The sequence below is a fragment of the Methylobacterium durans genome, assembly GCF_003173715.1.
Lineage (GTDB): Bacteria > Pseudomonadota > Alphaproteobacteria > Rhizobiales > Beijerinckiaceae > Methylobacterium > Methylobacterium durans.
This window is the reverse complement of the sequence record NZ_CP029550.1, coordinates 6,271,741-6,297,241: the sequence shown is the minus strand read 5'-3', so window position 1 is coordinate 6,297,241 and position 25,501 is coordinate 6,271,741. Positions and strand designations below refer to the sequence as shown.

Below are 25,501 nucleotides of genomic sequence, written 5' to 3'. Positions count from 1 at the left end.
GGCCTGGGATCGCCTGCCCAGACCAGCGCCCTGAAGGAGAACGGGTTCCCTAGCCGTGGGCGCGACCCGGGTCGACGGAGCCGCCTCCTCGCGAAACGGCACGATCCCGCCTATATCGTCGTTCTCGCCCGATCGCGCAATGCACGGGCCGCGCATCTGACCACCGAGGCTGGCGCCCGCTCCCGAACGTCCCCGTCACAGGCTTCGCGCAGCCCGGCAGGACCCCGATCCCATGCTCGACGACATCTACAACCGCCGCATCCTCGAACTCGCCGCCGACATCCCCCGGCTCGGGCGCCTCGCCGCGCCGGACGCGACGGCGAGCGCGCACTCGAAGCTGTGCGGCTCGACGGTGACCGTCGACCTCAGCCTCGCCCCCGACGGCACGGTCGGCGACTTCGCCCACGAGGTGCGGGCCTGCGCGCTCGGCCAGGCCTCCTCCTCGCTGATGGCCCGGCACGTCGTCGGCGCCAGCCCGGACGAGCTGCGCGCGATGCGCGCCACCGTGCGGGCCATGCTGAAGGAGGGGGGCCCGCCACCCTCGGGCGCCTGGGCGGACCTCGCCGTGCTGGAGCCGGTGCGCGACTTCAAGGCGCGCCACGCCTCGACGCTGCTGACCTTCGACGCGGTGGTCGACGCCCTCGACCAGATCGCCGCCAGGGGGGCGGCCTCGCGCCAGGCCGCGGAGTAGGGCCGGTGCTGCGCCGCGTCGCCCATCTGGCGATCCGGGGCTATCAGCTCACCCTGTCGGGTCTCGCCGGCCGCCAGTGCCGCCACTGGCCCTCCTGCTCGACCTACACGGACGAGGCGATCCAGCGCCACGGGCTCTGGGCGGGGGCTGGATGGGCCTGTCCCGGATCTGCCGCTGCGGCCCCTTCGGCACTCACGGCATCGACCTCGTGCCCGACGCCCTGCCGGCGCACGCCCGCCCCTGGACCCCCTGGGCCTACGCCCGCTGGCGCGGCGTCAACGCCCCGCCATCCCCGTTCGCCTGCGAGGCGGTGGAGGAGTGAGGCGCTAGCGCATATTCGAGCGAAGTGGATTCCGGTTCGGTGTGAAGAAAATGCGCCCTATCAGGTGCTTGGAGCGGCTTCCATGATCCGAGGATCATGGAAGCCGCTCCAGGAGCCCGCCTCGACGAGCCGCACATCCAATCCGAATTCCTGGAAATCATCGGGCGGGCCGCTCCGCTCGCAGACGTAGAGCTCCAACCGGACGCGGTGGCGCGCCTTGATGTCGTTGAGCGCGCCGTGCGCCTGCTCCAGATCGAGGCCGAAGCGCCGCAGCGCCTGCGCCAGGCTGACCGGGCGCGCGATGGCATGATCGGCGCGAAGCTCTACGAGCACGGGGATACCGGAACGGCTTGGGCGGTCGCCCGACATTCGCGCCGGTCGTCCGAGACGCTCCCTCAACGAAGATGACGTCGACATCGAGCGTCTCAAAAGCCTTTCGGCCGATCGCGTTCAAGCCGGACCGGTCGACCATACCCCGACTCAGCCCTTCGATATGGGCATTCCTGATGCGGAGTTCCCGATCGACGAAGATGGCCTCGCGCAGGATCCGCACGTCGCCGGCCGGGGTTGCGACGCGGGCGAGGATCGTATCACGATACAGTTCCTCGATCGTGATCGAGATGGCGCTCGCCGGCCACATGCTCTCCTGTCGGCCCCCGCCGCCTCGCAGACCGAGCGTACGCGCCGCGGAGATCCGGGCAACCTGCACGGAGTCCATCGGCGTCGATCTCAAGCAAGATGGATCAGGGCGGCCCTGCCCGCGCAACCGGGGCAGGGGATGCGCGAGCGATCCGCATCCTGAGCGATTAAGACATGCGCCGCATCCCGCCTCATCGAGGCGGAGCATCGCGCGCCGTGCCCTTCTCGGTTCCCCGTTTCCCAAAATCGGTCTAAACGGCGCGGCTCGCCCCACGGCCTCGGCTGGCCGGGCGATCCACTCGGACAAACCCCGCTTACCTGCCGCGTTCGCAGGAGTGAGCCAAGGAGACGCGACCCGATGCCCATCCTGACCTTCCCCGACGGCAATACGCGCGCCTATGACGGCGCCGTGACCGGCCGCAGCGTCGTCGAGGGCATCGCCAAGTCGCTCGCCAAGCGCACCGTCGCCATGGCCCTCGATGGAGCCGTGCGCGATCTCGACGACAGGATCGAGGCCGACGCCCGCATCGAGTTCCTCGACCGCACCGATCCCCGCGCCCTGGAGCTGATCCGGCACGATTGCGCGCACGTGCTCGCCGAGGCCGTGCAGGCGCTCTGGCCGGAGACGCAGGTCACGATCGGCCCCGTCATCGAGAACGGCTTCTACTACGACTTCGCCCGCCCAGAGCCCTTCACGCCGGAGGACTTCCCGAAGATCGAGGCGAAGATGCGCGAGATCATCGCGCGCGATGCGCCCTTCACCAAGGAGATCTGGACGCGCGACGACGTGCGCGCGCTCTTCGCCGACCGGGGCGAGGCCTTCAAGGTCGAGCTCGTCGACGCGATCCCGCCGGGCGAGGACCTGAAGGTCTACCGCCAGGGCGAGTGGTTCGACCTCTGCCGCGGCCCCCACATGACCTCGACGGGCAAGGTCGGCGCCGCCTTCAAGCTGATGAAGGTCGCGGGCGCCTACTGGCGGGGCGATTCGAACAACCCGATGCTGACCCGCATCTACGGCACCGCCTGGGCCTCGAAGGAGGATCTCGACGCCTACCTGCACCGGCTGGAGGAGGCGGAGCGCCGCGACCACCGCAGGCTCGGCCGCGAGATGGACCTGTTCCACTTCCAGGAGGAGGGGCCGGGCGTCGTCTTCTGGCACCCGAAGGGCTGGACGATCTTCCAGGAGCTGATCGCCTACATGCGCCGCCGCCTGAAGGGCGACTACGCCGAGGTGAACGCGCCCCAGATCCTCGACAAGGTGCTGTGGGAGACCTCGGGCCACTGGGGCTGGTACCGGGAGAACATGTTCGCGGCGCAGAGCGCCGGCGAGGAAGCCGAGGACAAGCGCTGGTTCGCCCTGAAGCCCATGAACTGCCCGGGGCACGTGCAGATCTTCAAGCACGGGCTGAAATCCTACCGCGACCTGCCCCTGCGCATGGCGGAGTTCGGCGTCGTGCACCGCTACGAGCCGTCCGGCGCCATGCACGGGCTGATGCGGGTGCGCGGCTTCACGCAGGACGACGCCCACATCTTCTGCACCGAGGACCAGCTCGCCGCCGAGTGCCTCAAGATCAACGACCTGATCCTCTCGACCTACGCCGATTTCGGCTTCGACGAGATCGTCGTGAAGCTCTCGACCCGCCCCGAGAAGCGGGTCGGCTCGGACGCGCTCTGGGACCATGCCGAGGCCGTGATGACGCGGGTGCTCGCCCAGATCGAGGAGCAGTCGGGCGGGCGCATCCGGACGTCGGTCAACCCGGGCGAGGGCGCCTTCTACGGGCCGAAATTCGAGTACGTCCTGCGCGACGCGATCGGCCGCGACTGGCAATGCGGGACCACGCAGGTCGATTTCAACCTGCCGGAGCGGTTCGGCGCCTTCTACGTCGACGCCGACAGCCAGAAGAAGACGCCGGTGATGATCCACCGCGCCATCTGCGGCTCGATGGAGCGCTTCACCGGCATCCTGATCGAGCATTTCGCGGGCCATTTCCCGCTCTGGCTCGCCCCCGTGCAGGTGGTGGTCGCCACCATCACCGGCGAGGCCGACCCTTACGCCGCCGAGGTGGTGCGGGTCCTGGAGCGGGCGGGGCTCCGCGTCGCGGCGGATCTGCGCAACGAGAAGATCAACTACAAGGTCCGCGAGCACTCCCTCGCCAAGGTGCCGGTGCTGCTGGCGCTCGGCCGGCGCGAGGCGGAGGAGCGCACGGTCTCGATCCGGCGGTTGGGCAGCCAGCAGACCCGCACCCTGCCCCTCGACCAGGCGCTCGCCGAGCTCGCCCGCGAGGCGACCTCGCCGGACCTCGCCCGGGCGGAGGCGGTGGCCGAGACGCACCCGACAGAGGACGCGGTCCTCGATTCGCACCACGGGGTTCAGCCGGCGCCGTAGAGCGGGGCGCACCAGGTGAGGGGTTGCGACCGCTCCGGACACGTCGCCCCCCTCACCCGGTCCGCGTTCCGCGGACTCGACCTCTCCCGCACGGGAGAGGGCGTCCGCCTCACCCCATCGCCCGGGCCAGCACCTCGAAGACCTTGCGGTCGCCGCACTGGGCCACGTTGAAGCGCAGGCGGTCGGCGGCGTCGCCCGAGGCGCTGAAGACCGGGCCCGGCGCCAGCACCACGCCGGCCGCGAGCGCGCGCCGCGCCACCTCGGCCGCGTCGAGGCCGCCGGGCAGGCGGGCCCACAGGAACATGCCGGCGGACGGCACGTGCGGCACCGCGATCCCGATCCCGGAAAGCCGCTTCACCGCGTTTCCCCGCGCCTCGGCGAGGCGGGCGCGCATCCCGTCGAGGTAGCGCCGGTAGGAGCCGTCGCTCAGCGTCCGGTGGACGAGACCCGCCGCGAGGTTGCCGTTGCCGAGGCTCACCGCGAGCTTCAGGTCGACGAGGCGCTCGACCCAGTCCGGCCGCAGCGCGATTACCCCGGTGCGGGCCGCCGCCGACAGGGTCTTCGAGAAGCCGCCGATGTGGATCACCCGCTCCAGCCCGTCGAAGCCAGCCAGCCGCGGCCCCGGCTCCGGCTCGAAATCGGCGTAGATGTCGTCCTCGACGATCAGGGTGTCGTGCGCCTCGGCGAGCTTCAGCACCCGGTGCACCGTGGCCGGGCTCACCGTGGCGCCGGTCGGGTTGTGGAGCCCGGAATTCGTCAGGTAGAAGCGCGGCCGGTGCTCGGCGAGCGCCGCGGCCAGAGCCGCGAGGTCGGGCCCGCCCACCCCGAAGGGCACGCCCACCACCCGGACCCGGTGCGCCCGCAGCAGGGCGTGGAAGTTGAAGTAGCAGGGGTCGTCGACGAGCACGGCGTCGCCGGGCTCGACGAGGAACCGGCAGATCAGGTCGAGGCCCTGCGTCGCCGAATCGGTGAGCACGATCGCGTCCGGATGGGCCGGGATGCCCCGGTCGACGAGCCGCCGGGCGACGAGCTGGCGCAGGCCCGCATGCCCGAGCGGCGTGTCGTAGCAGGCGAGGCGCTCCCCCTCGTCGCGGGCGAGCTGGCGCAGCGCCCGGCGCAGGCTCCCGTCCGGCATCCACTCCGCCGGCAGCCAGCCGCAGCCGGGCTTGAGGAGGGCCAGGCCCGCCTCCAGGGATTGCCGCGCGATCCAGAGCGGATCCACGGCCCGGTCGAGCCGCGGCCCGATCGCGGCGAGGCTGAGCGGCTCGGGCCGGCCCGCCACGTAGAAGCCGGAGCCCGGCCGCGAGACGATGGCACCCTCGGCGCCCAGCCGCTCATAAGCCTCCACCACCGTCGATTTCGAGACGCCCATCGTCCCCGCGAAGGCGCGAATCGAGGGCAGGCGCGCGCCCGGGCCGAGCACCCGGCCGGCGATGCGCGCCTCGATCGCCGCCATCACCGCGCCGACGCGGGTCCCGTCGATGTTCAGGCCTGTGTCCGACATCCGTACCGCTCGCCATCCAGGACAGTTCCGGCGGATTGTACTCTCGGTGTCCCTGTCGCGGAAGCCCGGCCCGGCGCATCCTCCCCGCAGGACGAGAGGAGGCCGCGATGGCGGACGGATGGTGCGACACGCTGCTGGACGGGCGCCCGGCGCCGGAGGGGAGGGGCCTCGCGGGCCGGCTCAGCGACGTCGCGGTCGTGGCGGGCGCGCTCGGCCTCGCCCTGATCCTGATCCTCGTCGGGGCCTGAGGCCGCTCACCGGAGCACCCCACCTCTCCCGTCCGGGAGGTCTGAGTCGGCGAAGCCGACCGGGTGAGGGATGCGAGCTGTCCGGAGAGGTCGCACCCCTCACCCCAACCCTCTCCCGAACGGGAGAGGGCGCGCGTCGCGTCTCCCGAGCGGGCACGGCAGCGCCCCGATCCCGACCCATCCCCCGCCCTTCTCCGCGGGCGACGCCAACAATCCCAGGCTCAGATGTCGACGCAGGCAACCACCCCCGGATCGGGCTCGGCCCCCGCCCTCGCGGACGGGCTGATCGGCGTCGCGATCTTCAGCGGCTCGCTGCCGGCGACCCGGCTCGCGCTGGCGGATCTCGATCCCCTGTTCCTCACCTGCGCCCGCGCGGCGATCGCCGGCCTCTTGGCGGCGGCGGCGCTCGCCCTGCTCCGGCAGAGCCGGCCCGCCCGCGCCGACCTCGCCGGCCTCGCCCTCGTCGCTCTCGGGGTGGTGGTCGGCTTCCCCCTGCTGACGGCGCTGGCGCTCGCCCATGTCACGGCCGCGCACGCGGCGGTCTTCGTCGGCCTGCTGCCGCTCGCCACCGCCGTGTTCGGCGCGATCCGAGCGGGCGAGCGGCCGGCGCCGGCCTTCTGGCTGTTCTCCGGCCTCGGCAGCGCCGTGACGATCGCCTTCGCGGCGGGGGCGGGCGCCACCCCCTCGCTCCTCGGCGACGGGCTGATGCTCGCCGCGATCCTCGTCTGCGGGCTCGGCTACGCGGAGGGCGGCATCCTCGCCCGGCGCCTCGGCGGCTGGCAGGTGATCGCCTGGGCCGCGCTCCTGTCGCTGCCGCTGACCCTGCCGCTCGCGCTCCTCTGCCGGCCCGCACAATCCGGCACGGTTGGCGCCCCGGCCTGGGCGGCGCTCGCCTACGTCTCGCTGTTCAGCATGCTGATCGGCTTCGTGTTCTGGTACCGGGCGCTCGCCCGGGGCGGCATCGCGGCGGTGAGCCAGCTGCAGCTCCTGCAGCCCTTCCTCGGGCTCGGGCTCGCGGCCCTCGTGCTCGGCGAGGCGGTCGAGGGTCAGATGCTCGTGGCGGCCGCCGCGGTCGCGGCCTGCGTGGCGGGGGCCCGCCGCTTCGCCCGGCCCGGCGCGCCGCGGCTCAGGATTTGGCCAGCACCTCGACGTCCCGGTCCAGCCCGCTCTCGACCTTGAACTCGCGGGTGTAGACCTGCCCGTCGTGGCGAGCGATCAGCACGTAGTCGCCCTCGGCGAGCGTCACCTGCGGGAAGGCGCCGATCGCCTCGCGGATGGTGTCGCCGCCCGGCGTCAGCACGCTGAAGGCGGTGCCGGCGAACGCCTCGGCGCCCGCGCTCGCCACGAGCTTCAGGGTCACGGTCGCGGCGCGGTGGTTGAGGGTGGCGTCCGTGACGCGGCCGTTCTCCACCTTGAGGTCGGCCCGCTGGATCGCGTTCGATTCGCCGTAGGTCGAGACCACGTGGTAGGTGCCCTCGGGCAGGCGCAGCAATTCCCCGGCCTTGACGCCGCTGCGCACGAGCCGCCCCTCCGAGTTCGTCCCGATCGGCACGAAGACCGAGAAGGCGATCTGCGCCGGCGGGATCCGCGTGTCGCCGATGGCGCCGGAGAGCTTCAGCGCACCCGCATTGACCTTGAGCCGCTCGGATTGCGGCTGGCCCGACATCACGATCTTCCTGGAGGCGCTGGCGAAGCCGTAGGTGACGGTGACGACGTAGGCGCCGGCCGGAAGCCGCAGGCTCGGCTCGGCCTCGTTCGAGCGGGCGACGATCGTGGGCTTGGTGCCGTCGCTGCGGTCCTCGTAGACCCGCCAGGCGAGGCCGGAGGCGAGCTTGCGGTCGGTGCCGCCGAGCACCGCCGAGAGCGCGAGCGCCGCCTCCTCGCCGCCGATCGACGGGGCGGGCAGGCCGGGCTCGGTGATCGAGGGCAGGGCCGGGCCGAGCCCGGGGCCGAACGGGCTCTGCGCGCGCGCCAGGCCCGGCAGGAGCGCCGCCGCGACCGCGAGCCAGACCGTCCGACGCAACATCCCACCCACTCCGTCACCCGGGGACTGCGCCGGGCACGCATCCGCGCCGATTGCCAAACGGCCGCGCGAAGGCCAGTTAGGGCTGCCTTGAACGCCGACCGTGGCGGCGTGATGGCCGCCGGCGCCCGATTCTCGCACGCCACCGGCGCGGCCGTCGATGCCCGCGGCCGCTCCCCTCACGCCCGTGATGGTGCCCATGCCTGAATCCTTGCCCGACACCCTGGCCTTCCTCGGCGCCCGCCGCTCGGTGCCGCCCCTGCGCCTCGAAGGCCCGGGGCCTGACCCGGGGAGCCTCGACGCGATCCTGCGGATCGCCGCGCGCGTGCCCGACCACGGCAAGCTCGCGCCCTGGCGCTTCATCGTCATCGCGGGAGAGGCCCGCGAGCGGATCGGTGCGGTGATCGAGGCGGCCTATCGGGCCGACCACCCGGAGGCCGACGCGGACCGCCTCGCCCTCGAGCGCGGGCGCCTCGCCCAGGCTCCCCTCGTCGTCGCCGTGGTCTCCCGCGCCGGGCCCCACGCCAAGATCCCGGAATGGGAGCAGGTGCTCTCGGCGGGCGCCGCCACCATGAACCTCTGCGTCGCCGCCAACGCCTCGGGCTTCGCCACCGCCTGGCTCACCGAGTGGTACGCCTACGACCGCCGCATCCTCGACGCGCTGGGCCTCGACCCGCGCGAGCGCCTCGCCGGCTTCGTGCATATCGGGCGGGCCAGCGAGCGCCCGGCCGACCGGCCCCGGCCCGATCTCGCCGAGATCGTGACGCGGCTCTGAGGCACTCCAACACGGCCGGGGGACCAGGATGGACGAGGCTCGGACCGGGGGCGAGGCGGACGATCCCGCCCGGCTGATCGATGCGCGGATCGCGGCCCTCGGCGATTGGCGCGGCGCGCGGCTCGCCCGGATCCGGCACTGGATCCGGCAGGCCGATCCCGAGATCGCCGAGGCCGTGAAGTGGCGAAAGCCGTCCAACGCCATGCTGGGCGTGCCGGTCTGGGAGCGGGCCGGCATCCTCTGCACCGGCGAGACCTACAGGGCGTATGTGAAGCTCACCTTCGCGAAGGGTGCCGCGCTCCCGGACCCGTCGGGCCTCTTCAACGCCGGCCTCGAGGGCGGCACCCGGCGGGCCATCGATATCCGCGAGACGGATGCGGTCGACGAAGCGGCCTTCAAGGCCCTGATCCGCGCGGCCGTGGCGCACAACCTGTCCCGGACGCGCGGCTAGGGCCTTATTCCTCTCCGGCAACCGGCGCTTAACGGAGTGCGGGTAGCATCCCCCGCCACGGCGCCGGCTCGACGGCCCGGCATCACGGGAGCAGGGATGAGCCAGGATCCGGCCTCCGCCGTCGCGATCGCCCCGGACCGGCTCCGGGCGCGGCTGCACGCCGAGGCCGCGCGTCTCGCCCGCCTCGGCGCCTGGGAATGCGACCTCGCCACCGAGCGGCTGACCTGGACGGAGGGCGTCTACGACCTGTTCGGCCTGGAGCCCGGCGCACCCCTGCGACGGCCCGAGATCGTGGGGCGCTACGAGGAGGTCTCGCGCGGCGCGATGGAGCGGCTGCGCGCGGAGGCGATCCGCACGGGACGGGGCTTCGTGCTCGACGCCCTGATCCGCCCGCGGCGCGGCGAGGAACGCTGGATCCGGATCGGGGCCGAGCTCGCCCGCGACGGGGACGGCCGGCCCGCGCGCCTCTACGGCTACAAGCAGGATGTCACGGCCGAGCGGGAGGCGCTGGAGCGGCTGCGGCACCTCGCCGAGCGCGACCACCTGACCGGCCTCGCCAACCGCGCGGCGTTCGACGCGCGCTGCCGGGCGGTGGCCGCCGCGGGCCAGGATCGCGGCGGCGTCGCCGGCCTCGTCCTGATCGACCTCGACCGCTTCAAGGCGATCAACGACACGCTCGGCCACGCAGCCGGGGATGCCTGCCTCCGGGCCGCGGCGGAGCGGCTGGGCGAGGCCTTCGCCGACGCGTCCCTCGTCGCCCGGATCGGCGGGGACGAGTTCGCCGTGCTCCTGCGCGCGCCGCTCGGCCGGGGCCGGATCCTGCGGATGCTGGCCGGCGCCTCCGCCGCCCTGAGCCGGCCCGTCCTCTGGAACGGCGCCTTCCTCGCGGTCAGCGCCTCGATCGGGGCACGGATCCTCGATCCGGGGCGGGACCGGGCACCCGGTTCGGACCTGTTCGCCGAGGCCGACGCCGCCCTCTACGCGGCGAAGGCGGCGGGCCGCAACGCCGTGCGGATCTTCGGCGAGGCCGAGGCCCGCGCCGCCTCGGGCTGACGGCGGCCGCCCGGCGGCCTATCTGAGCGGACGATCCCGCGAGCCGCGCCCGAGCCCGATCCCATGCATTACGATTCCGAGACCCGCACCCTGCCGCACAACCCGCTGAAGGCGCTCGTGGCGCCGCGGCCGATCGGCTGGATCAGCACGATGAGCCGGGAGGGCGCGCTGAACCTCGCGCCCTACTCGTTCTTCAACGCGGTGGCCGACGACATGGTGGCCTTCTCCTCCTCGGGCCGGAAGGACGCCATGACCTTCGCGGAGGAGGGGGCTGAGTTCGTCTGCAACCTCGCAAGCTTCGACCTGCGCGAGGCGGTCAACGCCACCTCGGCGCCGCTCCCCCGCGGCGAGAGCGAGTTCGCCTTCGCGGGGCTCGCCACCGCCCCGTCGCGGAAGGTGCGCCCGCCGCGGGTGGCGGCGGCGCCCGCGGCGATCGAGTGCCGCTGGCTGCAGACCGTGCCGCTGGTGCCCCTCGACGGGGGCGAGCCCGCCAATTTCCTCGTGATCGGGCAGGTGGTCTCGATCTACATCGACGACCGCTTCGTCGTGGAGGGCCGCGTCGACACCGGCGCCATGCGCCCGATCATGCGGGCCGGCTATTTCGACTACTTCACGGCCACGCCCGAGACCCGCTTCGAGATGCGCCGGCCGAAGGGCGGGGGATAGGGGGCAGGGGCTCTCGGGACGGCGCGCCGCACCACCTCTCCCGTTCGGGAGAGGTGGGCTCGCATCGGGACCGATCTCCGCTCCCGGCATTCAATCTTCCTTTACCATAACCGCAACAGGATCAGGCTCCTAAGGGAGCGCGTTCCGGCTCCTTCGCGCCGCGCCCGCCAGACTTCCGGCGCGCCCCGATCGGGCCCTGCATGTTCCTGTTCACCACCCCCCGGCCAGCACCCGCGAGACCGCCCCGGCGCCCGCGACGGCCGCGCGGAGCGCCGGCTCGGCGGAGGTCGTCGCGGCGATCCGCGACGGGGCGCAGAGCACCGGCGTCGGCTTCGACTACCTGCTCGCCACCGCCCAGCGGGAATCCGCCCTCGACCCCTCCGCCAAGGCCGGCACCTCGACGGCGACCGGCCTGTTCCAGTTCATCGAGCAGACCTGGCTCGGGGTGATGAAGAATGCCGGGCCGAATCTCGGCCTCGGCACCTACGCCGACGCCATCACGGCGAGAGCCGACGGCACCTACACGGTGGCCGACGGGCAGGCGCGCCAAGCCATCCTCGACCTGCGGCGCGACCCGAAGGTCGCCGCGACGCTCGCCGGCGCGCTGACCCAGAAGAACCGCGAGGCGCTGGGCAATGCGCTCGGCCGCGAGCCGACCTCGGGCGACCTCTACGCCGCGCACGTCCTCGGGGCGCGGGGCGCCGCGACGCTGATCGGCAACGCCCAGACCTTCCCGGCCCGCTCCGCCGCCCTCGACCTGCCGGAGGCGGCCGCCGCCAACCGGAGCCTGTTCTACGACCGCACGGGCCGGGCGCGGAGTTCCTCCGAGCTCTACGCGGTGCTCGCCTCGGGTCCCGCCTCGGCCGCCGCCGCCGCCGCGAAAGCGCCCGCGGCCAGCGACCTCACCGCCCTGCCGCAGGGGGCGACCGCCTACGCCTCCCTCGACGGCGGGGGCCTGCGCAGCCTGTTCCAGACCGACCGGCGCCAGGGCGCGATCTCCGAGGGCGTCGCCCGGCTCTGGCAGGAGCGCGGTCAGGAGCGGGGCGGCGGCAGCGCGGAGCGCAGGGCCCCGACCTACTTCCCCCGCTCGGATGCGGGCGCCGACGCGATGATCGCGAACAACGCGCCCGAGGTCGATTCGGTGATCGCATCGGTGCCCGCCGAGAGCGCGATCACCGGCGCGATCACCGGCGCGATCACCGTGCCGCTGCCGCCGCGCCGGCCGGCCGAATTCTCGGCCCAGAGTGCCGCCCCAACGGCCACCAAGCCACGGGCGAAGGCCCCCCTCGACCTCTCCCTGTTCATGATCCGGAGCGGCCCATGATGATCCGCCAGTTCCTGGCCTGGACGCAGCACGATTCCGCCGGCCGCCGGGCCGAGGCCGCCTCCGCGCTGGCGCGGGCCTACCTCTACGGCAATCTCGGCGCCGACGCGGCCTGGGAAGCGAAGACCGCGATCCTGGCGCTCCTCGACGACCCGTCCCCCCTGGTCCGCCGGGCGCTGGCGGAGGCCTGCGCCGCCTCGGCCCGGGCGCCGCGCCCCCTCGTCGTGACGCTCGCCGCCGACCAGCCCGAGATCGCCGGCCTCGTCCTCGCCCGCTCGCCCATCCTCACCGACGCCGACCTCGTCGACGCCGCCGCCATGGGCTGCGAGGCGATCCGCGGCGTCATCGCCGGCCGCCACCACCTCACCCACGCGGTGGCCGGCGCGCTGGCCGAGATCGGCGGCGCGGAGACGCTGGCCCGGCTCGCCGCCAACCCCACCGCCCGGATCACCACGGGCCGCCTGCTGCGCATGGTCGAGCGCCACGGCGGCGACGCGTCCCTGCGCGAGGCGCTCCTCGCCCGGGCCGACCTGCCGCTGGAGGTCCGCCACGCGGTCGCCGGGCGCCTCGCCGAGACCCTGTCCGGCTTCGTCACGGCCAGCGGCTGGCTCTCGCCGGAGCGGGGCGAGCGGATGGCCCGGGAGGCGCGCGAGCGCGCGGTGCTCGACCTCTGCGCCGGAGCGGGCGCCGCGGCGCTCGCCCGCGTCGTCCAGCACCTGCGCACCAGCGGCCAGCTCAATGCCGGCCTCGTCCTGCGGGCCATCCTGTCGGGCCAGATGGCCTTCGCGGAGACCGCGCTCTCCGACCTTGCCGGGCTCGACCGCGCCCGGGTCGCCGGCCTCCTGCGCAACGCCCGCGGCTACGGCGGCCTCCATCTCCGGGCCGGCCTGCCGGAGGGCCTGCTGCCCGCCTTCGCCGCCGCCCTCTCGGCCTGGCGCGAGGCGGAGACCGGCGCGACGTCCCTGAGCGGGGCCGGCCTGTCCCGCCGCATGATCGAGCGGGCGCTGACCGCCTGCGAGGACATGCCGTTCTCCGAGATGCAGGCGGTCACGGCGCTGCTCGCCCGCTACGAGGCCGAGGCCGCCCGCGACGAGGCCCGTGCTGTCGCCCGCGCCATCGCCGAGCAGGCGGAGGCCCGCGAGGCCGCCCGCCTGGAGGCCAGCCGCATCGACGTGGAGTGGCAGGAGGCCCAGGCCCGGGAAATGGAGGTCCGGGATGTGGAGGTCCGCGCGGCCGTCGCGCCGCTGTCGGAGCCGATCCCCGTCGAGGCCGACACGATCGAGATCCGCGCCGCCGCGATCGAGGCGGATCTCGTCGAGGCCGTGTCCGTCGAGGCCGCCTCCGTGGAGCCGGTCCGCCCGGGCCCGGAGATGGCGGCCGATCTGCCCGCTTCCGTCAGCGCCGTCCTCGACGCGCTGCCGGACGCGATCCTGTCGAGCTTCCGCGAGGAGCAGGCCCGCACCGCCCGGGAGGCGGAGGCCCGCGCCCGCGAGACGGCCGAGGCCGCGGCGGAGGCCGTGCTCGAGACGATCCCCGCCGCCCTCATCGCGAGCTACCGCGAGGACCGCGCACGCCTGAAGCTCGCGGCCTGAGGAGCGTCCTCAGCCGAACTGCTCGCGCAGGATGCGCTCGTCGAGGCTGTGACCGGGATCGTGCAGGAGGACGAGGTCGGTGGCCTGGTCGAGCCAGGTCTCGACCGTGCAGACCCGGCGGAACTCGGTGTGGTCCGCCACCGCCGCGACCGGGCGGTGGTCGGCGTCCAGCACCTCGATGCGGATGCGGGCGTAGTTCGGCAGCAGCGCCCCGCGCCAGCGCCGGGGCCGGAAGGCGGAGATCGGCGTCAGGGCCAGGAGCTGCGCGTCGAGGGGCAGGATCGGCCCGCCGACCGAGAGGTTGTAGGCGGTCGAGCCCGCGGGCGTCGCCACCAGCACCCCGTCGGCGATCAGTTCCGGCAGGCGCACGTGGCCGTCGACGGCGATCTTGAGCTTGGCCGTCTGGTGCGTCTGGCGCAGCATGTAGACCTCGTTGAGCGCCCGCGCCTCGTGGCGGCGCCCCTCGGTGTCCCGCGTCTCCATGAGGAGCGGATGGATCACGCTGCGCTCGGCCCGTTCCAGGCGCTCCAGCAGGCCGTCCTCCCGGAACTCGTTCATCAGGAAGCCGACCGTGCCGCGGTTCATGCCGTAGATCGGCTTGGCCTGGTGCATGAAGCGGTGGAGCACCTGCAGCACGAGGCCGTCGCCCCCGAGCGCCACCACCACGTCGGCATCCTCGGGCGTGACGTGGTCGTAGCGCCGCATCAGGGCCGCCGCCGCCGCCCGCGCATCGGGCGTCGGGCTCGCGACGAAGGCGATGCGGTGGAAACGCTGCGACATGCCGATCACCATCCGCCCGGTTGACGCGGGACTCCGGCGCGCGCCTGATCGCGGCACCATCGCGGGAGAGCCATAGCATGGAGCGTGCGCACCTCGTCTACTCCACTTTCCCCGATGCCGAGACGGCGCTCCGGGTCGGCGAGGATCTCGTGCGCGCCCGCCTCGCCGCCTGCGTGAACGTGATCCCGGGGATGCGCTCGGTCTACGCCTGGAAGGGCGCGGTGGAGCGGGGCGAGGAGGTCGTCGCGATCCTCAAGACCCGCCACGGCCTGGGCCAAGCGCTGGCCGAGGCCCTGAAGGCGCGCCATCCCTACGAGACGCCGATCGTGCTGCATCTCGACGTCGCGGAGGCCGATCCCGGCACGCTCGCCTGGATTCTGGCGGAGACCGGCCAGGGCGAGGGCTGAACGCCTCAGGTCGGCGCGCCCCATTGCACGGGCACGAGCTCGTAGCCGTCACCGCTTTTCGCGACGTGCCCGGTGGCGGGGAAGGGCGCGTGGTAGAAGGCGACCTGCACGCGGTCCGCGGCCGCCCGGTCGAGCAGGCGGTGCCGGGTGGCACGGGCCTGATCGGCGTCCATGTCGAACACCGCCGACCAGTCCGGGTTGCGCACGAAGAGGGCCGGGTGGTTCGTCACGTCCGACATCAGCATCAGGCGGCCGGGGCCGGCTTCCAGCAGGAACACCGTGTGGCCCGGCGTGTGGCCGGGGCGGGCAGGGCGGTGAAGCCGGGGCGGATCTCCTTCTCCCACGCGAATTGCGTCACCCGCGGGCCGCCGGGCCCGAAGATGCGGGCCACCGCCTCGACGTTCGGGCGCAGGCGCTCGGGCGCGCGGGCGGCCAGCCCCGCGTCCATCCAGAAGGCCCATTCGGGGCCGGGCACCAGCACCTCGGCGTTCGGGTAGGTGAGGCTGCCGTCCTTGAGGCGCAGGCCGAGCACGTGGTCGAGGTGGAAGTGGCTCAGCACCACGGTGTCAATCGAGGCCCGGTCGATGGCCGCCGCCGCGAGGCCGCGCAGAGTACCCCCCGTCCTAGGCGGCCCGTTATCGGCAAATCCCGTATCGACGAGGATGCGGTGGCCGCCCCTCTCGATGAGGAGCGTCGTGAAGGTGATGTCGAGCCGGTCCGGCGGCATGAAGGCCCGCGCCATCGCGGCCCGCACGGCCTCGATCGGTGCGTTGGGGATGAAGCTCGCGTCGAGCGGGCGCCCGAGCGTGCCCTCGTGCAGGGCCGTCACCGTCGCGTCGCCGAGTCGGTAGCGGTAGACGCCCGGGATCGTGCCGGCGTCCTGGGAGGCGGCATCCTGGGCAGGGGCGGCGCCCGCGCGGGAGCCTGCGAGGAGCAGGGGCGCGGCCCCCAGCATCGTGCGGCGGTCGATCGGCATGGCTCGGGCCTCCGGGTGCGGGGTGCGGAACCTGAGCTATCGCGGGCGCGAGGGGCTTCAAGGGCCGCTTGCGGCGTGCAGCGTCCCCAGCGGGGTCGACCTACGGCGCGCCGCCGATCGTGTAGTTCCGCCCCTTCCAGGTCGCCGCCCCGGCGCGCTCCCGCCGCAGGAGCACGTTCCACTGGATGGCGAGGGCCACCAGAACTGCGGCCGGGTGCAGCGGGATCGTCGCCATCGGCTCGTGGACGATCAGCGTGATGGCGGCGCGGGTGGCGAGCGACACGACGACGGCGGCGAGCGCGACGGCGAGCACCGTGCCGGACACGAGGCCGGCGAGGCCCGCCAGGACGAGGAGCCAGGGCAGCACCTGCCCGCCGAACAGGAGCAGGGTCCACACCGGCAGGGCACGCGGCGTCGCCATCCCCTCGTGCGCGTTCTTCGAGAAGCCGGCCCAGGCCGCGGCGAAGCCCCGGTACATCCGGCAGGTGGCGAGCGCTTGGCCGGCCACGAGGTCGGTGCGATGCCCGGAGCGCCGCAGCAGGCGGGGCAGATGCACGCCATCGTGCAGGCTCCAGCGGATGGCGCCGTGGCCGCCCACAGCCTCGTAGGCCGCGCGCGTCACGAGGACGAGCTGCCCGCAGGCCGCGCCCAGGGAGGGGCGGAGCGAGGCGCGCATCATCGCCACCGGCAGGTAGCCGACCAGCAGGAAGTTGATCATCGGCACGGTGAGCCGCTCGCCGAGGCTCTCCATCCGCTGGCGCGGCACGCCGCTGACGAGCGCGGAGCCGGTCCGCCGGGCATGCGCCGTGAGTGCCGCGGCGGCGTCGGATTCGAGGCGGACATCGGCGTCGATGAAGAGGAAATGCTCGCCCCTCGCCCGCTCGGCGAGGTGGGCGCAGGCGTGGTTCTTCCCCGTCCAGCCCTCGGGCAGGCTCGGGACGGGCAGGAGGCGCAGGCGCGGATCGCCGGCCGCGACCTCCCGCACCAGCGCGGCGGTGGCGTCGGTCGAGTGGTCGTCGCCGACGAGCACCTCGATCGGCACGTCGGTGCTCGCGAGCGCGGCCCGTACGGTCGGCCCGATATTGTCCGCCTCGTTGCGGGCCGGGATCAGGATCGAGACGAGGCCCGTGCCGGGCTCCGCCTCCGGGGTGCGCAGGAGGGTCAGGTTCGCCGCGGCGAGCGCCGCCGGCAATAGCGCGAGGGCGAGGGCGATCAGGGCGAGCGCGAGCATCATGGGCGTTTCGCCGCGCCGGGGGCCCGGTGGGCCGGGTCGAAGCGGCGCCCGGCCATCAGCGCCCTGAGGCGGCGCCAGGAATCGTAGATTCCGCCGACGCCCTTGGCGCCGGAGACGAGGGCGACGAAGCGCGCCGGCTCGCGGGCGATCACGTCGGCGCTCAGGCGGTCGAGGGTCGCCGTCAGTTCGGCCTCGAGCCGCGCGAGGCGCTCGGGCCGGGGCAGGGCGAGGAGGTCCGCGGCCGGGATCGGGGTCCCGAAGGCGGCGAAGGCCTCGGCCCCGCGCTCCTCCCAGAAGGCGTATTCGAGGGCGAGCGGCAGGACCAGGGCGTCGGGCGCGATCTCGGGCAGCCGCGCCACGCCGGGGCGAAGGGCCAGCGGCCGGGCCCGGACATCGGCGAAGCGCCCCTGCGCGGTGATCCACAGCATGCGTCCGGGCCGGCCCAGGATCGCCCGGGAGGCCCTGAGGAACTGCGCCGCCCCGCGGCCCGTCTCGAGGTCGACGGCGAAGGCGCCCATGCGGCGGAAGACGGTGTAGCGCTCCAGCGCGTCCGCATCGAACGGGGCATGATGGATGCGCCCCGGGAAGAGCCGGGCACCCAGCAGGATCAGGGTGGCCGCATCCCACCAGGCGGGATGGTTGCAGTAGACGACGATCGGGCCGGGATGCGCCAGCCCTTCCGGCCTGCCCCAGCGGGCAAGACGGAGGGCATTGAGGTTACGACGCAGGAAGCGGTCGAAATAGGAGACCATGAACCGCCACAGGAGGGGCGAGACCGGGCCGGGCTCGGGGGGGCCGCGGCGCGCTGGCTTCAGGGATTCGTTCGACGCGTCGGGCACGCTCTCGCCTCGGGGCTCTCCGCCGCCCTCCGGGTTCAACCGGCCGGGCGCGGGCGGGTTCACGGGCGGCTCAGGCGGATTTGCGGACCTCGCCGCGGGCATCCGCGTCGTGGGCGTCGGCGGCGATCCAGCCCGACATCATCACCATCGGCATGCCGGGCCCCGGATGGGCCGCGCCGCCGGCGAGATAAAGGCCGCGCACCTGCCGCGAGCGGTTGCCGGGCTTGAAGGCGCCCATCACCCGGCCGTGGCTGGCGAGCCCGTAGATCGCGCCGTTCAGGACCTTGTAGCGCTCGTGGATGTCCTGCGGCGTGAGATGGCGCTCGACCACGATCCGCTCCTCGAGGTCCGGCATGTGCGCGGTGCGCTTGAGCTTGTCGAGGATGGTGCGCCGGTAGGCCGGGAACATCGTCGACCAGTCGTGGTGCGGTCGCAGATAGGGCGTGTGGACGAGGACGTAGAGAGCCTCGCCGCCGTCGGGCGCCACCGACGGGTCGGTGGAGGAGGGGGCCGCGAGGTAGGCGGTCGGGTCGGGGGCGGGCTCCCCCTTGTTGTAGATGAAGTCGAACTCCTCCTCGGGGTCGCGGGAGAAGACGAAATCGTGGTGGTTCAGGTGCTCGTAGCGCCTGTTCAGGCCGAGATAGAGGACCACGCCGGAGCAGGCGGGCTCGAAGCTCTTCTTCTCGTAGGACCTGCCGACCTCGCCGCCGACGAGTTCCCGGTAGGTGCGCACCGAATCCATGTTCGAAATCACGGCATCGAAGGGGGCGTGGCCCTCCTGCGTGCGAAGGCCCGTGACCGCCCCGTTCTCGACCGCGAGCCCCGTCACCTCGGTGGCGGGCTTGAGCGTCGCGCCGAGTTCCTCCGCGAGCCTGGCCAGCGCCTCGGCCACCGCGCGGGTGCCGCCCATCGGGTACCAGACCCCTTCCGCCGTCTGCATGTGGGCGATGGCGCAGAGGACGGCCGGCGCGCCGTAGGGCGAGGAGCCGACATACTGCACGAAATGATCGAGCATCTGGGCGAGGCGCGCGTCCTTCACCTTGCCGCGGATGGTGCTCGCCACCGAGGCGTGCATGCGCAGGCTCAGAACGTCGCGGAGCGTACCGGGGTTGAGGTTCGCCCGGATGTTGATCGTGTCGAACAGATCCTCCACCGGCTTCCAGAAGAAGAACCGGTTCGAGACGTCGTGCAGGTGCTCGGAGATGCCGATAAAGCGCTTGTAGCCCTCGCCGGCCCCGGCGCCGGGACGAAGCGGTCCATGTCGGCGGCCATCCGCTCGACATCCTGCATCAGGTCGATGCGGGTGCCGTCGTCGAAGAAGCAGCGCCATTGCGGATCGAGGCGGCGCAGGTCGAGATAGTCGTGCACGTTGCGCCCGGCCTCGGCGAAGATGCGCTCCAGCACCCGGGGCACGGTCAGGATGGTCGGTCCCATGTCGAACCGGAAGCCGCCTTCATGCAGCACCGCGGCCTTGCCGCCGAGCCAGTCGTTCTTGTCGTAGAGGGTGACGCGGTGCCCGCGGGCGGCGCTCACGCAGGCCGCCGCGAGCCCGCCGAGACCCGAGCCGATGACGGCGACCGAGGAACCGGACTGCATGTCGTTGTCACTCCTCGGGACACGGCGTCGGCCGCATCCCCGTTGCAAAGCTAGTCGGAGGTCGGCATCGGTCAACGCGGTGGCAGGTCGCGCGCGCGCTCATGCGACGGTCTTCCGCGAGACCAGCACGAGTGCGAGGCCCAGCCCCGCAGCCGCGACGCTGCCCAGCACCGCCCAGGCCGGCAGCGCCGCGCGCGCGCCCTCGCCCAGCGCCCCCTGGTAGGCCTCGATCGCCCAGGCGTTCGGGGTGAACCAACCGGCCTCCTGCAACCAGGGCGGCATCAGGAAGCGGGGCACCATGCTGCCGCCGATCGCGGAGAGGAGGAGCACGCCGAAGGTCGCGGCGAGGTGCGCCTGCTGGCGGGTCGCAGCGGCCGCGCAGGCTGCGAGCGCGAGACCCGCCGCCATCGCCGAGACGAGCAGCGAGGTCGCGAGCCAGGGCCCCCAGTGCGGGCCGATCTCGACACCGTAGAGGAGGGCGGCGGCGGCGAAGATCAGCCCAGCCTGCAGAAGTCCCTGCAGGGTCAGGAATCCGAACTTGCCGAGCACGATCACGGGGAGCCCGCCGGGCGCGGCCGTCAGCCGGTCGGCGAGGCCGGATTGGCGCTCGTCGAGGAGCGTCATCGCCCCCTGCATGGCGGCGAACAGCAGGAAGACGGCGGTGATGGCGCCGGCGTAATAGGCGACGCGCTCGTTCGCCCGGCCCAAGGCCGTGCTCTGCCGCTCGACGAGGGACGCGAAGGAGAACGGCTCCTTCTTGGCGCGCTGCTCGGCGAAGGCCTGATCGAGGAAGGCGCGCTCGTCCGGGCCGATCTTGCCGCTGCGCTCCACGTCCGCGACGATCCGGGAGAGCACGACGTCCGGCAGGGCATCGTTGAGGACGCGCTGAAGCTGGCCGAGCGCGATCGGCGTCGCGAGCGCCTTCGACGGGTTCTCGACGAGCACGACGGGCTGCACGGGCGACGGGCCCCCTGCGGGCGAGGCGGCGAGGTCGGCGCGCAGCACCAGGGCGACATCGACCGCGCCGCGACGCACGGCCTTCACCGCCTCCGCGACGCTGGCGACGGGCAGGCGCTCGACGCGCAGGCTCGGGTCGGCCGCGAGGGCGGCGACCAGGCGCTCGGTCGTCGGCGTGCCGGCGAGGTCGGCGAGGCCGAGATGGATGCGGATGCGGTCGCCGATGGCGCCGGAGAAGATCGCGGCGAAGATCGAGAAGATCACGGTCGGCAGCACGAAGGCCATGACGAGGGCGGCGCGGTCGCGCAGCAGGCTCAGCGCCATCACGCGGAAGGCGGCGCCGATCACCGGGCCGCCCTCGCGATGCACGGCAGACTCGGGGCCTGAACGGGCGCCGCGGGCTCCAGCGCCTCGCGGTAGAGCGCCTCCAGTCCCGGAGCCCGCACCCGGACCTCGCCGGCCGGCACGCCCTGGCCCCGCAGGCGTCCGAGAAGCGCCGCCCCGTCGAGGCTGTGGCCGACGCGCATCGCCGCCCGCCAGACGAGGGCGGGCGCCGCGTCGGCGATTCCGGCCTCCGCCGGCACGAAGCCCGCGCGCCGCAGGGCCGCCTCGGCGGCCCGGTCGGGAACCTCGGTCAGCGCCACCTCGTGAAGGGGCGGGCTGGAGCGGATCCGCGCCAGCATCGCGGGCAGCGGGCCCTCCCGGACGATCCGGCCGCTCCCGACGAAGGCGACCCGGTCGGCAAGGCGCTCGGCCTCGGCGAAATCGTGGGTGGCGATCAGGATGCCCGCGCCCTCGGACCGCAGGCGCCCGAGGAGCGCGTGGATGGCGGTGCGCGCGGCAAGGTCGACCCCCTGCGTCGGCTCGTCGAGGAGGATGAGGCGGGGCTCGCCGAGGAGGCTCGCGGCGATGTTGACCCTGCGCTGGTAGCCGCCGGAGAGCTGCCCGACCGGGCGGCCCGCCACCTCGCCGGTACCGGTCCGGTCGAGGGCGCGCGTCACCGACGCGGCGCGCGCGCGGCGCGGCAGGCCGATCAGGTCGGCGAAGACGCTCAGGTTCTCGGCGACCGTGAGGCGTGGGTAGAGGGCGATCTCCTGGGGCACCCAGCCGATGGTGCGCCGCGCCGCGCCGCGCCGGAACGGATCGGCCCCGCCGACGCGCACCGTGCCCGAATCGGGAACGAGGCGGCCGGCCACGAGCCGCATCAGCGAGGATTTGCCGGCACCGTTCGGCCCGAGCAGCGCCAGGATCTCGCGCGGGGCGAGCGCAAGGTCGACGCGGTCGAGAATCCGGATCCCGCCGAGCGTGAGCGTTGCGCCCGCAACCTCCACCATCGGGACGGCCGGATCGGGCCTCGGCTCGCACGCCATCGCGCGGCTCAGCGCGGCGGCAGGGCGCGCGTGAGGCGCACCCGGATCGCGAGACCGGGCTCGCGCACGGGGAATGCGGCGCGGGCGAAATCCGGCCGCGCGATGCGGCCGCCCTCGCCCGAGAAGCCGTAGGGCTCGAGCGGCAGGCCGAGCGGCGTCCGGTCGAGGCGGCCGTTGCCGTTCATGTCCTGGAAGGCCGCCAGCGCGTAGGTGCCGGGCGCGACGTCCCGCAGGACGAAGCGCTGGCGGCCGCCCGATGCACGCGCCCTCTCCCCGTCCTGGCAGGCCGCCTCGGACAGGCCGCCCTGGCAGAGCGCCACATAGACCGCGCCGCCGCCCGCCTCGATCCCGTCGACCTCCACCTCGACGGTCGCAGCGCGGGACGGCGTCGCGGCGGCGAGGCAGGCCGCGAGGACGAGAAGGGGGCGTCTCACGTGGCCTCGCCGCCGGCCGCGAGCGGAGCCGTCTCCGGCATCCCGGCCTCGCCCGCGGGCAGGCGGGCGCCGGCGAGTTCCTCGATGAGGAGGCGGGCGGAGATGCGGGCGCCCTCGTAGATCACCGGGAGCCCCGAGCCCGGATGGGTGCCGCCGCCCACGAGGTAGAGGCCCGGCCCGAAGCGGTTGTGGGGCCGGAAGTAGAGCATCTGCATCAGGTCGTGGGCGAGGTTGAAGGTGGCTCCCTCATGGACCGCGAAATCATCCCGCCAGCCGGTCGGATCGACGATGCGCTCGTAACGGATGCGCGATTCGAGATCGTCGAGGCCCAGGAGCTTGAGGCGCTCCAGCACCAGCGCCCGATAGCGCGGGCGAGCCGCCTCCCAGTCGATCCCGGCCTTCAGGTTCGGCACCGGCACCAGCACGTAGAGGGCGGTGTGGCCGGGGGCGCCATCCCCCCGTCCGTGAAGCCCGCATGCTGGACGTAGACCGAGGGCTCGAGCGGCAGGGTGCCCTCCGAGACCTCGCGGATGTTGCGGGCATAGTCCCTGGCGAGCAGGATCGTGTGGTGCCCGAGGCCGGGCGGCATCCGCCCCTCGATCCCGAGATAGAGCATGAAGGTCGAGCAGGAGAGGCGGGCCTTGGCGACCTTCGCGTCGCGCCAGCGCGGCCGGTGCGCCTCCGGCACCAGGGCCGGCACGGCACGGGCGAAGTCGCCATTGATGACGACGGCGTCGGCCCGCAGCGTCTCGGTCCCCGCCACCACTCCGCAGGCCCGCTTGCCCTCGAACAGGACCCGGTCGACGCCGGTTCCGAGCCGGATGTCCACGCCCATGCGGCGGGCGAGCCCCGCCATCGCCTCGGAGACCGCGCCGCAGCCGCCGACCGGGTGGTAGACCCCGTGCTCGTACTCGAGGAACGAGAGGATTGTGAACAGGCTCGGGCAGCGGAAGGGCGACATCCCGAGGTACTTGGTCTGGAACGAGAAGGCGAGGCGCACCCGCGGGTCGGCGAAGTAGCGCTGCAGGTCGCGGTCGACGCTGCGGCCGGGATGCAGGTAGGGGAGGGCCGCGAGCATCGCGGGCGAAGCCATGCTGCGGAAGCGGTGGAAGGCCTGCTCCAGCACCGGCTTGAAGAACTTCAACTTGGTCCGGTTGTCGGCGAAGAAGCGCCGGACGTTCTTCGCATCGTCCGGCGCGATCCGGGCGATCTCGGCCTCGAGCCGGTCCATGTCGGCGGTGGCGCGAATCTCGCCGGAGATGCCCCCCTCGCCCTCGAAGACGAGGTGGTATTGCGGGTCGAGGCGCTCCAGCCGGACGTGGTCCTCCAGCTGCTCGCCGCAGGAGGCGAAGATGTCGGCCAGGATCTGGGGATAGAGGAAGAAGGTCGGGCCGATGTCGAATCGGTAGCCGCCGGGCGCCTCGACGGTCTTCGTGCGGCCGCCGACCGCCTCGTCCCTCTCGAACAGGGTGACGTGGATGCCGGCTCGGGCCAGCAGAAGAGCCGTCGCCAATCCGCCGGGACCGGCACCGACAATGACCACCCGGCGTCCGGACAGGGTCCGAAGGCCGTCACGTGACTGCAGCAACGCTCGAACCTCCCCGCCGGTGCGGATCTCCTCCCGGCCGAATGCCGCCGCCCGCGAACGGGCGCCCCGTGCGACTTCCGGCCAAGCTGGACTGTTCAAGCTAGGAGAATGGCGCGGTCCGGCAATTGTCACTCTTTGTCGCGCGTAGACTTCGTGACGGACGCGCGCAGGTGATGGAGCGCGATGGCGCCCGCAGTCGCGACGTTGAGGGAATCGAAGCCCGAGGCCATCGGGATGCGCACGCTGCGGGCTCGCGCGATGGTCTCGGCCGGCAGGCCGGGCCCCTCCGTTCCGAGGAGGAGGAGGGCACGGGGGAGGGCGGGCAGGTCCGAGAGGGTCTCGGCGCCGCGCGGCGAGAGGGCGACCGGGGTCAGGCTGAGGCACGCGGCGAGGGCGAGCCAGTCCTCGCCGGCGGCGAGGCGGCCGAAGGGGACGGTCAGCGCCGCGCCCGCCGAGACCCGGATCGCCTTGCGGTAGAGCGGGTCGCAGGTGCCGGCATCGAGGAGCACGGCGTCGGCGCCGAAGGCCGCGGCGTTGCGGAACAGGCCGCCGACATTGTCGTGGTTGGTCAGGCCCGCGAGGCCGAGCACCAGGGCCGGCATCTGGACGGGCGGTACGAGATCCGCCGCGAGCGGGTCGCCATCCCGGATCCCCACCGCGAGGACGCCCCGGTGGATCGGGAAGCCCGTCACCGCGCTCATCACGGACCGGGACGCGATGTAGACCGGGGGCGGCGCGGGACGCCGCGCGGTATGGGCGGCGAGCGCCTCGACGAGCCCGGCCACGCGCTCGGGCGCGAGCAGGATCGATTCGGCGGCGAACCGCGCCTGTCTCGAGAGCAGCAGGCGCAGCGTCACCTCGCCCTCGACGATGAAACGGCCCGCACGCCCCACGAGGTCGCGCTCGCGCATCGCCGCGTAGGGGGCGAGGCGGGGGTCATCGGGATCGTCGAGGGGAATGGTCTCGATCAAGGTGCAGGCCGGCTCACACAGGCTCCATTCCAGCCCGGGGCGCGGATCACCGCCTCCGTTCGGGAGGGGCGGAGTTCGGGTCCGCGCCTCGGGCGAGGGATTTGACCGTTCCGGAAAACCCGAGCCCTCACCCGAGCCTCCTCCCGAATGGGAGAGGGAGCGGCCCGCGGATGTCAGGCCGTCGGGCTGCCGCCCATGCGGATGGCCAGCGGGTCCGCCTCTTCCTTCTTCGGCACCTTCACCAGCGCCTCGCCGTCGAGCACCACCTCGCCCGCCACCGAGCAGGTGCAGGTGAGGCGCGCCCGGCGGCGCTCCGGCACGAGTTCGGCCACCGTGACCGTGACGTCGACGGTGTCGCCGATGCGCACGGGCGCACGGAAGTTGAGGGTCTGGCTGATGTAGACCGCGCCGGGGCCCGGCAGGCGGGTGCCGAGCACCGCCGAGATCAGGCCCGCCGTGTAGAGGCCGTGGGCGATGCGGGTGCCGAAGGGCGTGCGGGCCGCGAAGTGCTCGGAGAGGTGGATCGGGTTGCGGTCACCGGTGATCTCGGCAAAGCCCACCACGTCGGAGGAGGCGATGACCTTGGTCAGCGTCTCGGACAGCCCGACCTCCAAGTCCTCGAAATACAGAACGCGCAGCTCGGGCAACATCCTCGGCCTCCCGTTTCTCTCGTCT

23 protein-coding genes and 4 pseudogenes are annotated in these 25,501 nt (G+C 73.4%); 12 read left to right on the top strand and 15 right to left on the bottom strand.

Translation table 11 applies throughout. From position 1 onward, the window contains the following. Window positions 1-232: 232 nt before the first annotated feature. Both DK389_RS29535 and yidD read left to right on the top strand, forming a co-directional pair. Window positions 233-691, top strand: a complete 459-nt coding sequence (locus tag DK389_RS29535) for an iron-sulfur cluster assembly scaffold protein (protein ID WP_109895134.1) — start codon at window positions 233-235, stop codon at window positions 689-691. 5 nt (window positions 692-696) lie between these two features. After that, window positions 697-1,013, top strand: a pseudogene (yidD, locus tag DK389_RS29530) (membrane protein insertion efficiency factor YidD). A gap of 60 nt (window positions 1,014-1,073) precedes the next feature. Here the strand turns inward: yidD and DK389_RS29525 are convergent. After that, window positions 1,074-1,382, bottom strand: coding sequence for a hypothetical protein (locus DK389_RS29525; RefSeq protein WP_109895132.1), 309 nt, complete (start codon window positions 1,380-1,382; stop codon window positions 1,074-1,076). A 628-nt stretch (window positions 1,383-2,010) separates the two neighbouring features. On the opposite strand from DK389_RS29525, the gene thrS reads away from it, so the two are divergent. Continuing rightward, complete coding sequence (thrS, locus tag DK389_RS29520) at window positions 2,011-4,038, top strand: threonine--tRNA ligase (protein ID WP_109895130.1); 2,028 nt, start codon at window positions 2,011-2,013, stop codon at window positions 4,036-4,038. Window positions 4,039-4,147: 109 nt separating this feature from the next. On the opposite strand, the gene DK389_RS29515 is transcribed toward thrS, so the two are convergent. Then, on the bottom strand, window positions 4,148-5,542 hold the full coding sequence (locus DK389_RS29515) for an aminotransferase-like domain-containing protein (protein ID WP_109895129.1): 1,395 nt from the start codon (window positions 5,540-5,542) through the stop codon (window positions 4,148-4,150). A 107-nt stretch (window positions 5,543-5,649) separates the two neighbouring features. Between DK389_RS29515 and DK389_RS33205 the strand changes: the two genes are divergently transcribed. Next, on the top strand, window positions 5,650-5,790 hold the full coding sequence (locus DK389_RS33205) for a hypothetical protein (protein ID WP_162560957.1): 141 nt from the start codon (window positions 5,650-5,652) through the stop codon (window positions 5,788-5,790). 225 nt (window positions 5,791-6,015) lie between these two features. Beyond that, entirely contained in the window at window positions 6,016-6,969 is a 954-nt protein-coding gene (locus DK389_RS29510; RefSeq protein ID WP_109895127.1) for a DMT family transporter, read from the top strand. Here DK389_RS29510 and DK389_RS29505 read toward each other — a convergent pair. Beyond that, window positions 6,917-7,816 carry a hypothetical protein gene (locus DK389_RS29505; protein ID WP_109895125.1) on the bottom strand — a complete coding sequence of 300 codons (900 nt, stop codon included), beginning with the start codon at window positions 7,814-7,816 and terminating at the stop codon, window positions 6,917-6,919. The two genes, DK389_RS29510 and DK389_RS29505, sit on opposite strands and share 53 nt — an antisense overlap. A 196-nt stretch (window positions 7,817-8,012) precedes the next feature. On the opposite strand from DK389_RS29505, the gene DK389_RS29500 reads away from it, so the two are divergent. The 6 genes and pseudogenes from DK389_RS29500 to DK389_RS29475 all read left to right on the top strand — a co-directional run bounded on the left by DK389_RS29500 (window position 8,013) and on the right by DK389_RS29475 (window position 13,674). Next, on the top strand, window positions 8,013-8,588 hold the full coding sequence (locus tag DK389_RS29500) for a nitroreductase family protein (RefSeq protein WP_418291983.1): 576 nt from the start codon (window positions 8,013-8,015) through the stop codon (window positions 8,586-8,588). A gap of 28 nt (window positions 8,589-8,616) precedes the next feature. Further along, entirely contained in the window at window positions 8,617-9,039 is a 423-nt protein-coding gene (locus tag DK389_RS29495) for a DUF1801 domain-containing protein (protein ID WP_109895123.1), read from the top strand. A gap of 96 nt (window positions 9,040-9,135) precedes the next feature. Further along, window positions 9,136-10,092, top strand: a complete 957-nt coding sequence (locus DK389_RS29490; protein ID WP_109895121.1) for a diguanylate cyclase domain-containing protein — start codon at window positions 9,136-9,138, stop codon at window positions 10,090-10,092. 63 nt (window positions 10,093-10,155) lie between these two features. Continuing rightward, the gene (locus tag DK389_RS29485) at window positions 10,156-10,758 is read left to right on the top strand and encodes a flavin reductase family protein (protein ID WP_109895119.1); all 603 of its coding nucleotides are present in this window, start codon (window positions 10,156-10,158) and stop codon (window positions 10,756-10,758) included. Window positions 10,759-10,958: 200 nt separating this feature from the next. Beyond that, window positions 10,959-12,082, top strand: a pseudogene (locus DK389_RS29480) (lytic transglycosylase domain-containing protein). Continuing rightward, window positions 12,079-13,674 (top strand): DUF2336 domain-containing protein, encoded by a 1,596-nt coding sequence (locus DK389_RS29475; RefSeq protein WP_109895117.1) that lies wholly within the window; start codon window positions 12,079-12,081, stop codon window positions 13,672-13,674. Before DK389_RS29480 ends, DK389_RS29475 begins: the two are co-directional and overlap by 4 nt. 9 nt (window positions 13,675-13,683) lie before the next feature. Here the strand turns inward: DK389_RS29475 and DK389_RS29470 are convergent, their stop codons facing one another. Beyond that, window positions 13,684-14,454: an NAD kinase gene (locus DK389_RS29470; RefSeq protein ID WP_109896957.1), complete on the bottom strand. Its 771-nt coding sequence runs from the start codon at window positions 14,452-14,454 to the stop codon at window positions 13,684-13,686. 77 nt (window positions 14,455-14,531) lie between these two features. Between DK389_RS29470 and cutA the strand changes: the two genes are divergently transcribed. Next, entirely contained in the window at window positions 14,532-14,861 is a 330-nt protein-coding gene (gene cutA, locus DK389_RS29465; protein ID WP_109895115.1) for a divalent-cation tolerance protein CutA, read from the top strand. Window positions 14,862-14,866: 5 nt separating this feature from the next. Here cutA and DK389_RS34750 read toward each other — a convergent pair whose 3' ends face one another. The 11 genes and pseudogenes from DK389_RS34750 to croR form a co-directional block, all read right to left on the bottom strand. Then, window positions 14,867-15,139: an MBL fold metallo-hydrolase gene (locus tag DK389_RS34750; protein ID WP_236960431.1), complete on the bottom strand. Its 273-nt coding sequence runs from the start codon at window positions 15,137-15,139 to the stop codon at window positions 14,867-14,869. Then, complete coding sequence (locus tag DK389_RS29460) at window positions 15,106-15,837, bottom strand: MBL fold metallo-hydrolase (RefSeq protein WP_236960430.1); 732 nt, start codon at window positions 15,835-15,837, stop codon at window positions 15,106-15,108. Before DK389_RS29460 ends, DK389_RS34750 begins: the two co-directional genes overlap by 34 nt. Window positions 15,838-15,937: 100 nt before the next feature. Next, window positions 15,938-17,071 (bottom strand): glycosyltransferase family 2 protein, encoded by a 1,134-nt coding sequence (locus DK389_RS29455; RefSeq protein ID WP_194075133.1) that lies wholly within the window; start codon window positions 17,069-17,071, stop codon window positions 15,938-15,940. After that, window positions 17,068-17,823: a lysophospholipid acyltransferase family protein gene (locus tag DK389_RS29450; RefSeq protein WP_109896955.1), complete on the bottom strand. Its 756-nt coding sequence runs from the start codon at window positions 17,821-17,823 to the stop codon at window positions 17,068-17,070. The genes DK389_RS29455 and DK389_RS29450 overlap by 4 nt, the downstream gene beginning before the upstream one ends. 157 nt (window positions 17,824-17,980) lie before the next feature. Then, window positions 17,981-19,506: pseudogene (locus DK389_RS29445) on the bottom strand (phytoene desaturase family protein). Between the two features lie 99 nt (window positions 19,507-19,605). Further along, window positions 19,606-20,811, bottom strand: a complete 1,206-nt coding sequence (locus DK389_RS29440; RefSeq protein WP_109896954.1) for an ABC transporter permease — start codon at window positions 20,809-20,811, stop codon at window positions 19,606-19,608. After that, window positions 20,808-21,833, bottom strand: a complete 1,026-nt coding sequence (locus DK389_RS29435; protein WP_194075132.1) for an ABC transporter ATP-binding protein — start codon at window positions 21,831-21,833, stop codon at window positions 20,808-20,810. Before DK389_RS29435 ends, DK389_RS29440 begins: the two co-directional genes overlap by 4 nt. 8 nt (window positions 21,834-21,841) lie before the next feature. Continuing rightward, entirely contained in the window at window positions 21,842-22,267 is a 426-nt protein-coding gene (locus DK389_RS29430; RefSeq protein WP_109895113.1) for a DUF2141 domain-containing protein, read from the bottom strand. Next, window positions 22,264-23,855: pseudogene (crtI, locus tag DK389_RS29425) on the bottom strand (phytoene desaturase family protein). Before crtI ends, DK389_RS29430 begins: the two are co-directional and overlap by 4 nt. Before the next feature lie 128 nt (window positions 23,856-23,983). Beyond that, window positions 23,984-24,826: a TrmH family RNA methyltransferase gene (locus tag DK389_RS29420; protein WP_109895111.1), complete on the bottom strand. Its 843-nt coding sequence runs from the start codon at window positions 24,824-24,826 to the stop codon at window positions 23,984-23,986. Between the two features lie 173 nt (window positions 24,827-24,999). Continuing rightward, window positions 25,000-25,476, bottom strand: coding sequence for a 3-hydroxybutyryl-CoA dehydratase (gene croR, locus DK389_RS29415; protein WP_109895109.1), 477 nt, complete (start codon window positions 25,474-25,476; stop codon window positions 25,000-25,002). Window positions 25,477-25,501: the final 25 nt, after the last annotated feature.

Coding starts and splice junctions, on each gene's coding strand:
- DK389_RS29535 (WP_109895134.1), top strand. CDS start 233: ATGCTCGACGACATCTACAACCGCCGCATCCTCGAACTCGCCGCCGAC.
- DK389_RS29525 (WP_109895132.1), bottom strand. CDS start 1,382: ATGTCGGGCGACCGCCCAAGCCGTTCCGGTATCCCCGTGCTCGTAGAG.
- thrS (WP_109895130.1), top strand. CDS start 2,011: ATGCCCATCCTGACCTTCCCCGACGGCAATACGCGCGCCTATGACGGC.
- DK389_RS29515 (WP_109895129.1), bottom strand. CDS start 5,542: ATGTCGGACACAGGCCTGAACATCGACGGGACCCGCGTCGGCGCGGTG.
- DK389_RS33205 (WP_162560957.1), top strand. CDS start 5,650: ATGGCGGACGGATGGTGCGACACGCTGCTGGACGGGCGCCCGGCGCCG.
- DK389_RS29510 (WP_109895127.1), top strand. CDS start 6,016: ATGTCGACGCAGGCAACCACCCCCGGATCGGGCTCGGCCCCCGCCCTC.
- DK389_RS29505 (WP_109895125.1), bottom strand. CDS start 7,816: ATGTTGCGTCGGACGGTCTGGCTCGCGGTCGCGGCGGCGCTCCTGCCG.
- DK389_RS29500 (WP_418291983.1), top strand. CDS start 8,013: ATGCCTGAATCCTTGCCCGACACCCTGGCCTTCCTCGGCGCCCGCCGC.
- DK389_RS29495 (WP_109895123.1), top strand. CDS start 8,617: ATGGACGAGGCTCGGACCGGGGGCGAGGCGGACGATCCCGCCCGGCTG.
- DK389_RS29490 (WP_109895121.1), top strand. CDS start 9,136: ATGAGCCAGGATCCGGCCTCCGCCGTCGCGATCGCCCCGGACCGGCTC.
- DK389_RS29485 (WP_109895119.1), top strand. CDS start 10,156: ATGCATTACGATTCCGAGACCCGCACCCTGCCGCACAACCCGCTGAAG.
- DK389_RS29475 (WP_109895117.1), top strand. CDS start 12,079: ATGATGATCCGCCAGTTCCTGGCCTGGACGCAGCACGATTCCGCCGGC.
- DK389_RS29470 (WP_109896957.1), bottom strand. CDS start 14,454: ATGTCGCAGCGTTTCCACCGCATCGCCTTCGTCGCGAGCCCGACGCCC.
- cutA (WP_109895115.1), top strand. CDS start 14,532: ATGGAGCGTGCGCACCTCGTCTACTCCACTTTCCCCGATGCCGAGACG.
- DK389_RS29460 (WP_236960430.1), bottom strand. CDS start 15,837: ATGCCGATCGACCGCCGCACGATGCTGGGGGCCGCGCCCCTGCTCCTC.
- DK389_RS29455 (WP_194075133.1), bottom strand. CDS start 17,071: ATGATGCTCGCGCTCGCCCTGATCGCCCTCGCCCTCGCGCTATTGCCG.
- DK389_RS29450 (WP_109896955.1), bottom strand. CDS start 17,823: ATGGTCTCCTATTTCGACCGCTTCCTGCGTCGTAACCTCAATGCCCTC.
- DK389_RS29435 (WP_194075132.1), bottom strand. CDS start 21,833: ATGGCGTGCGAGCCGAGGCCCGATCCGGCCGTCCCGATGGTGGAGGTT.
- croR (WP_109895109.1), bottom strand. CDS start 25,476: ATGTTGCCCGAGCTGCGCGTTCTGTATTTCGAGGACTTGGAGGTCGGG.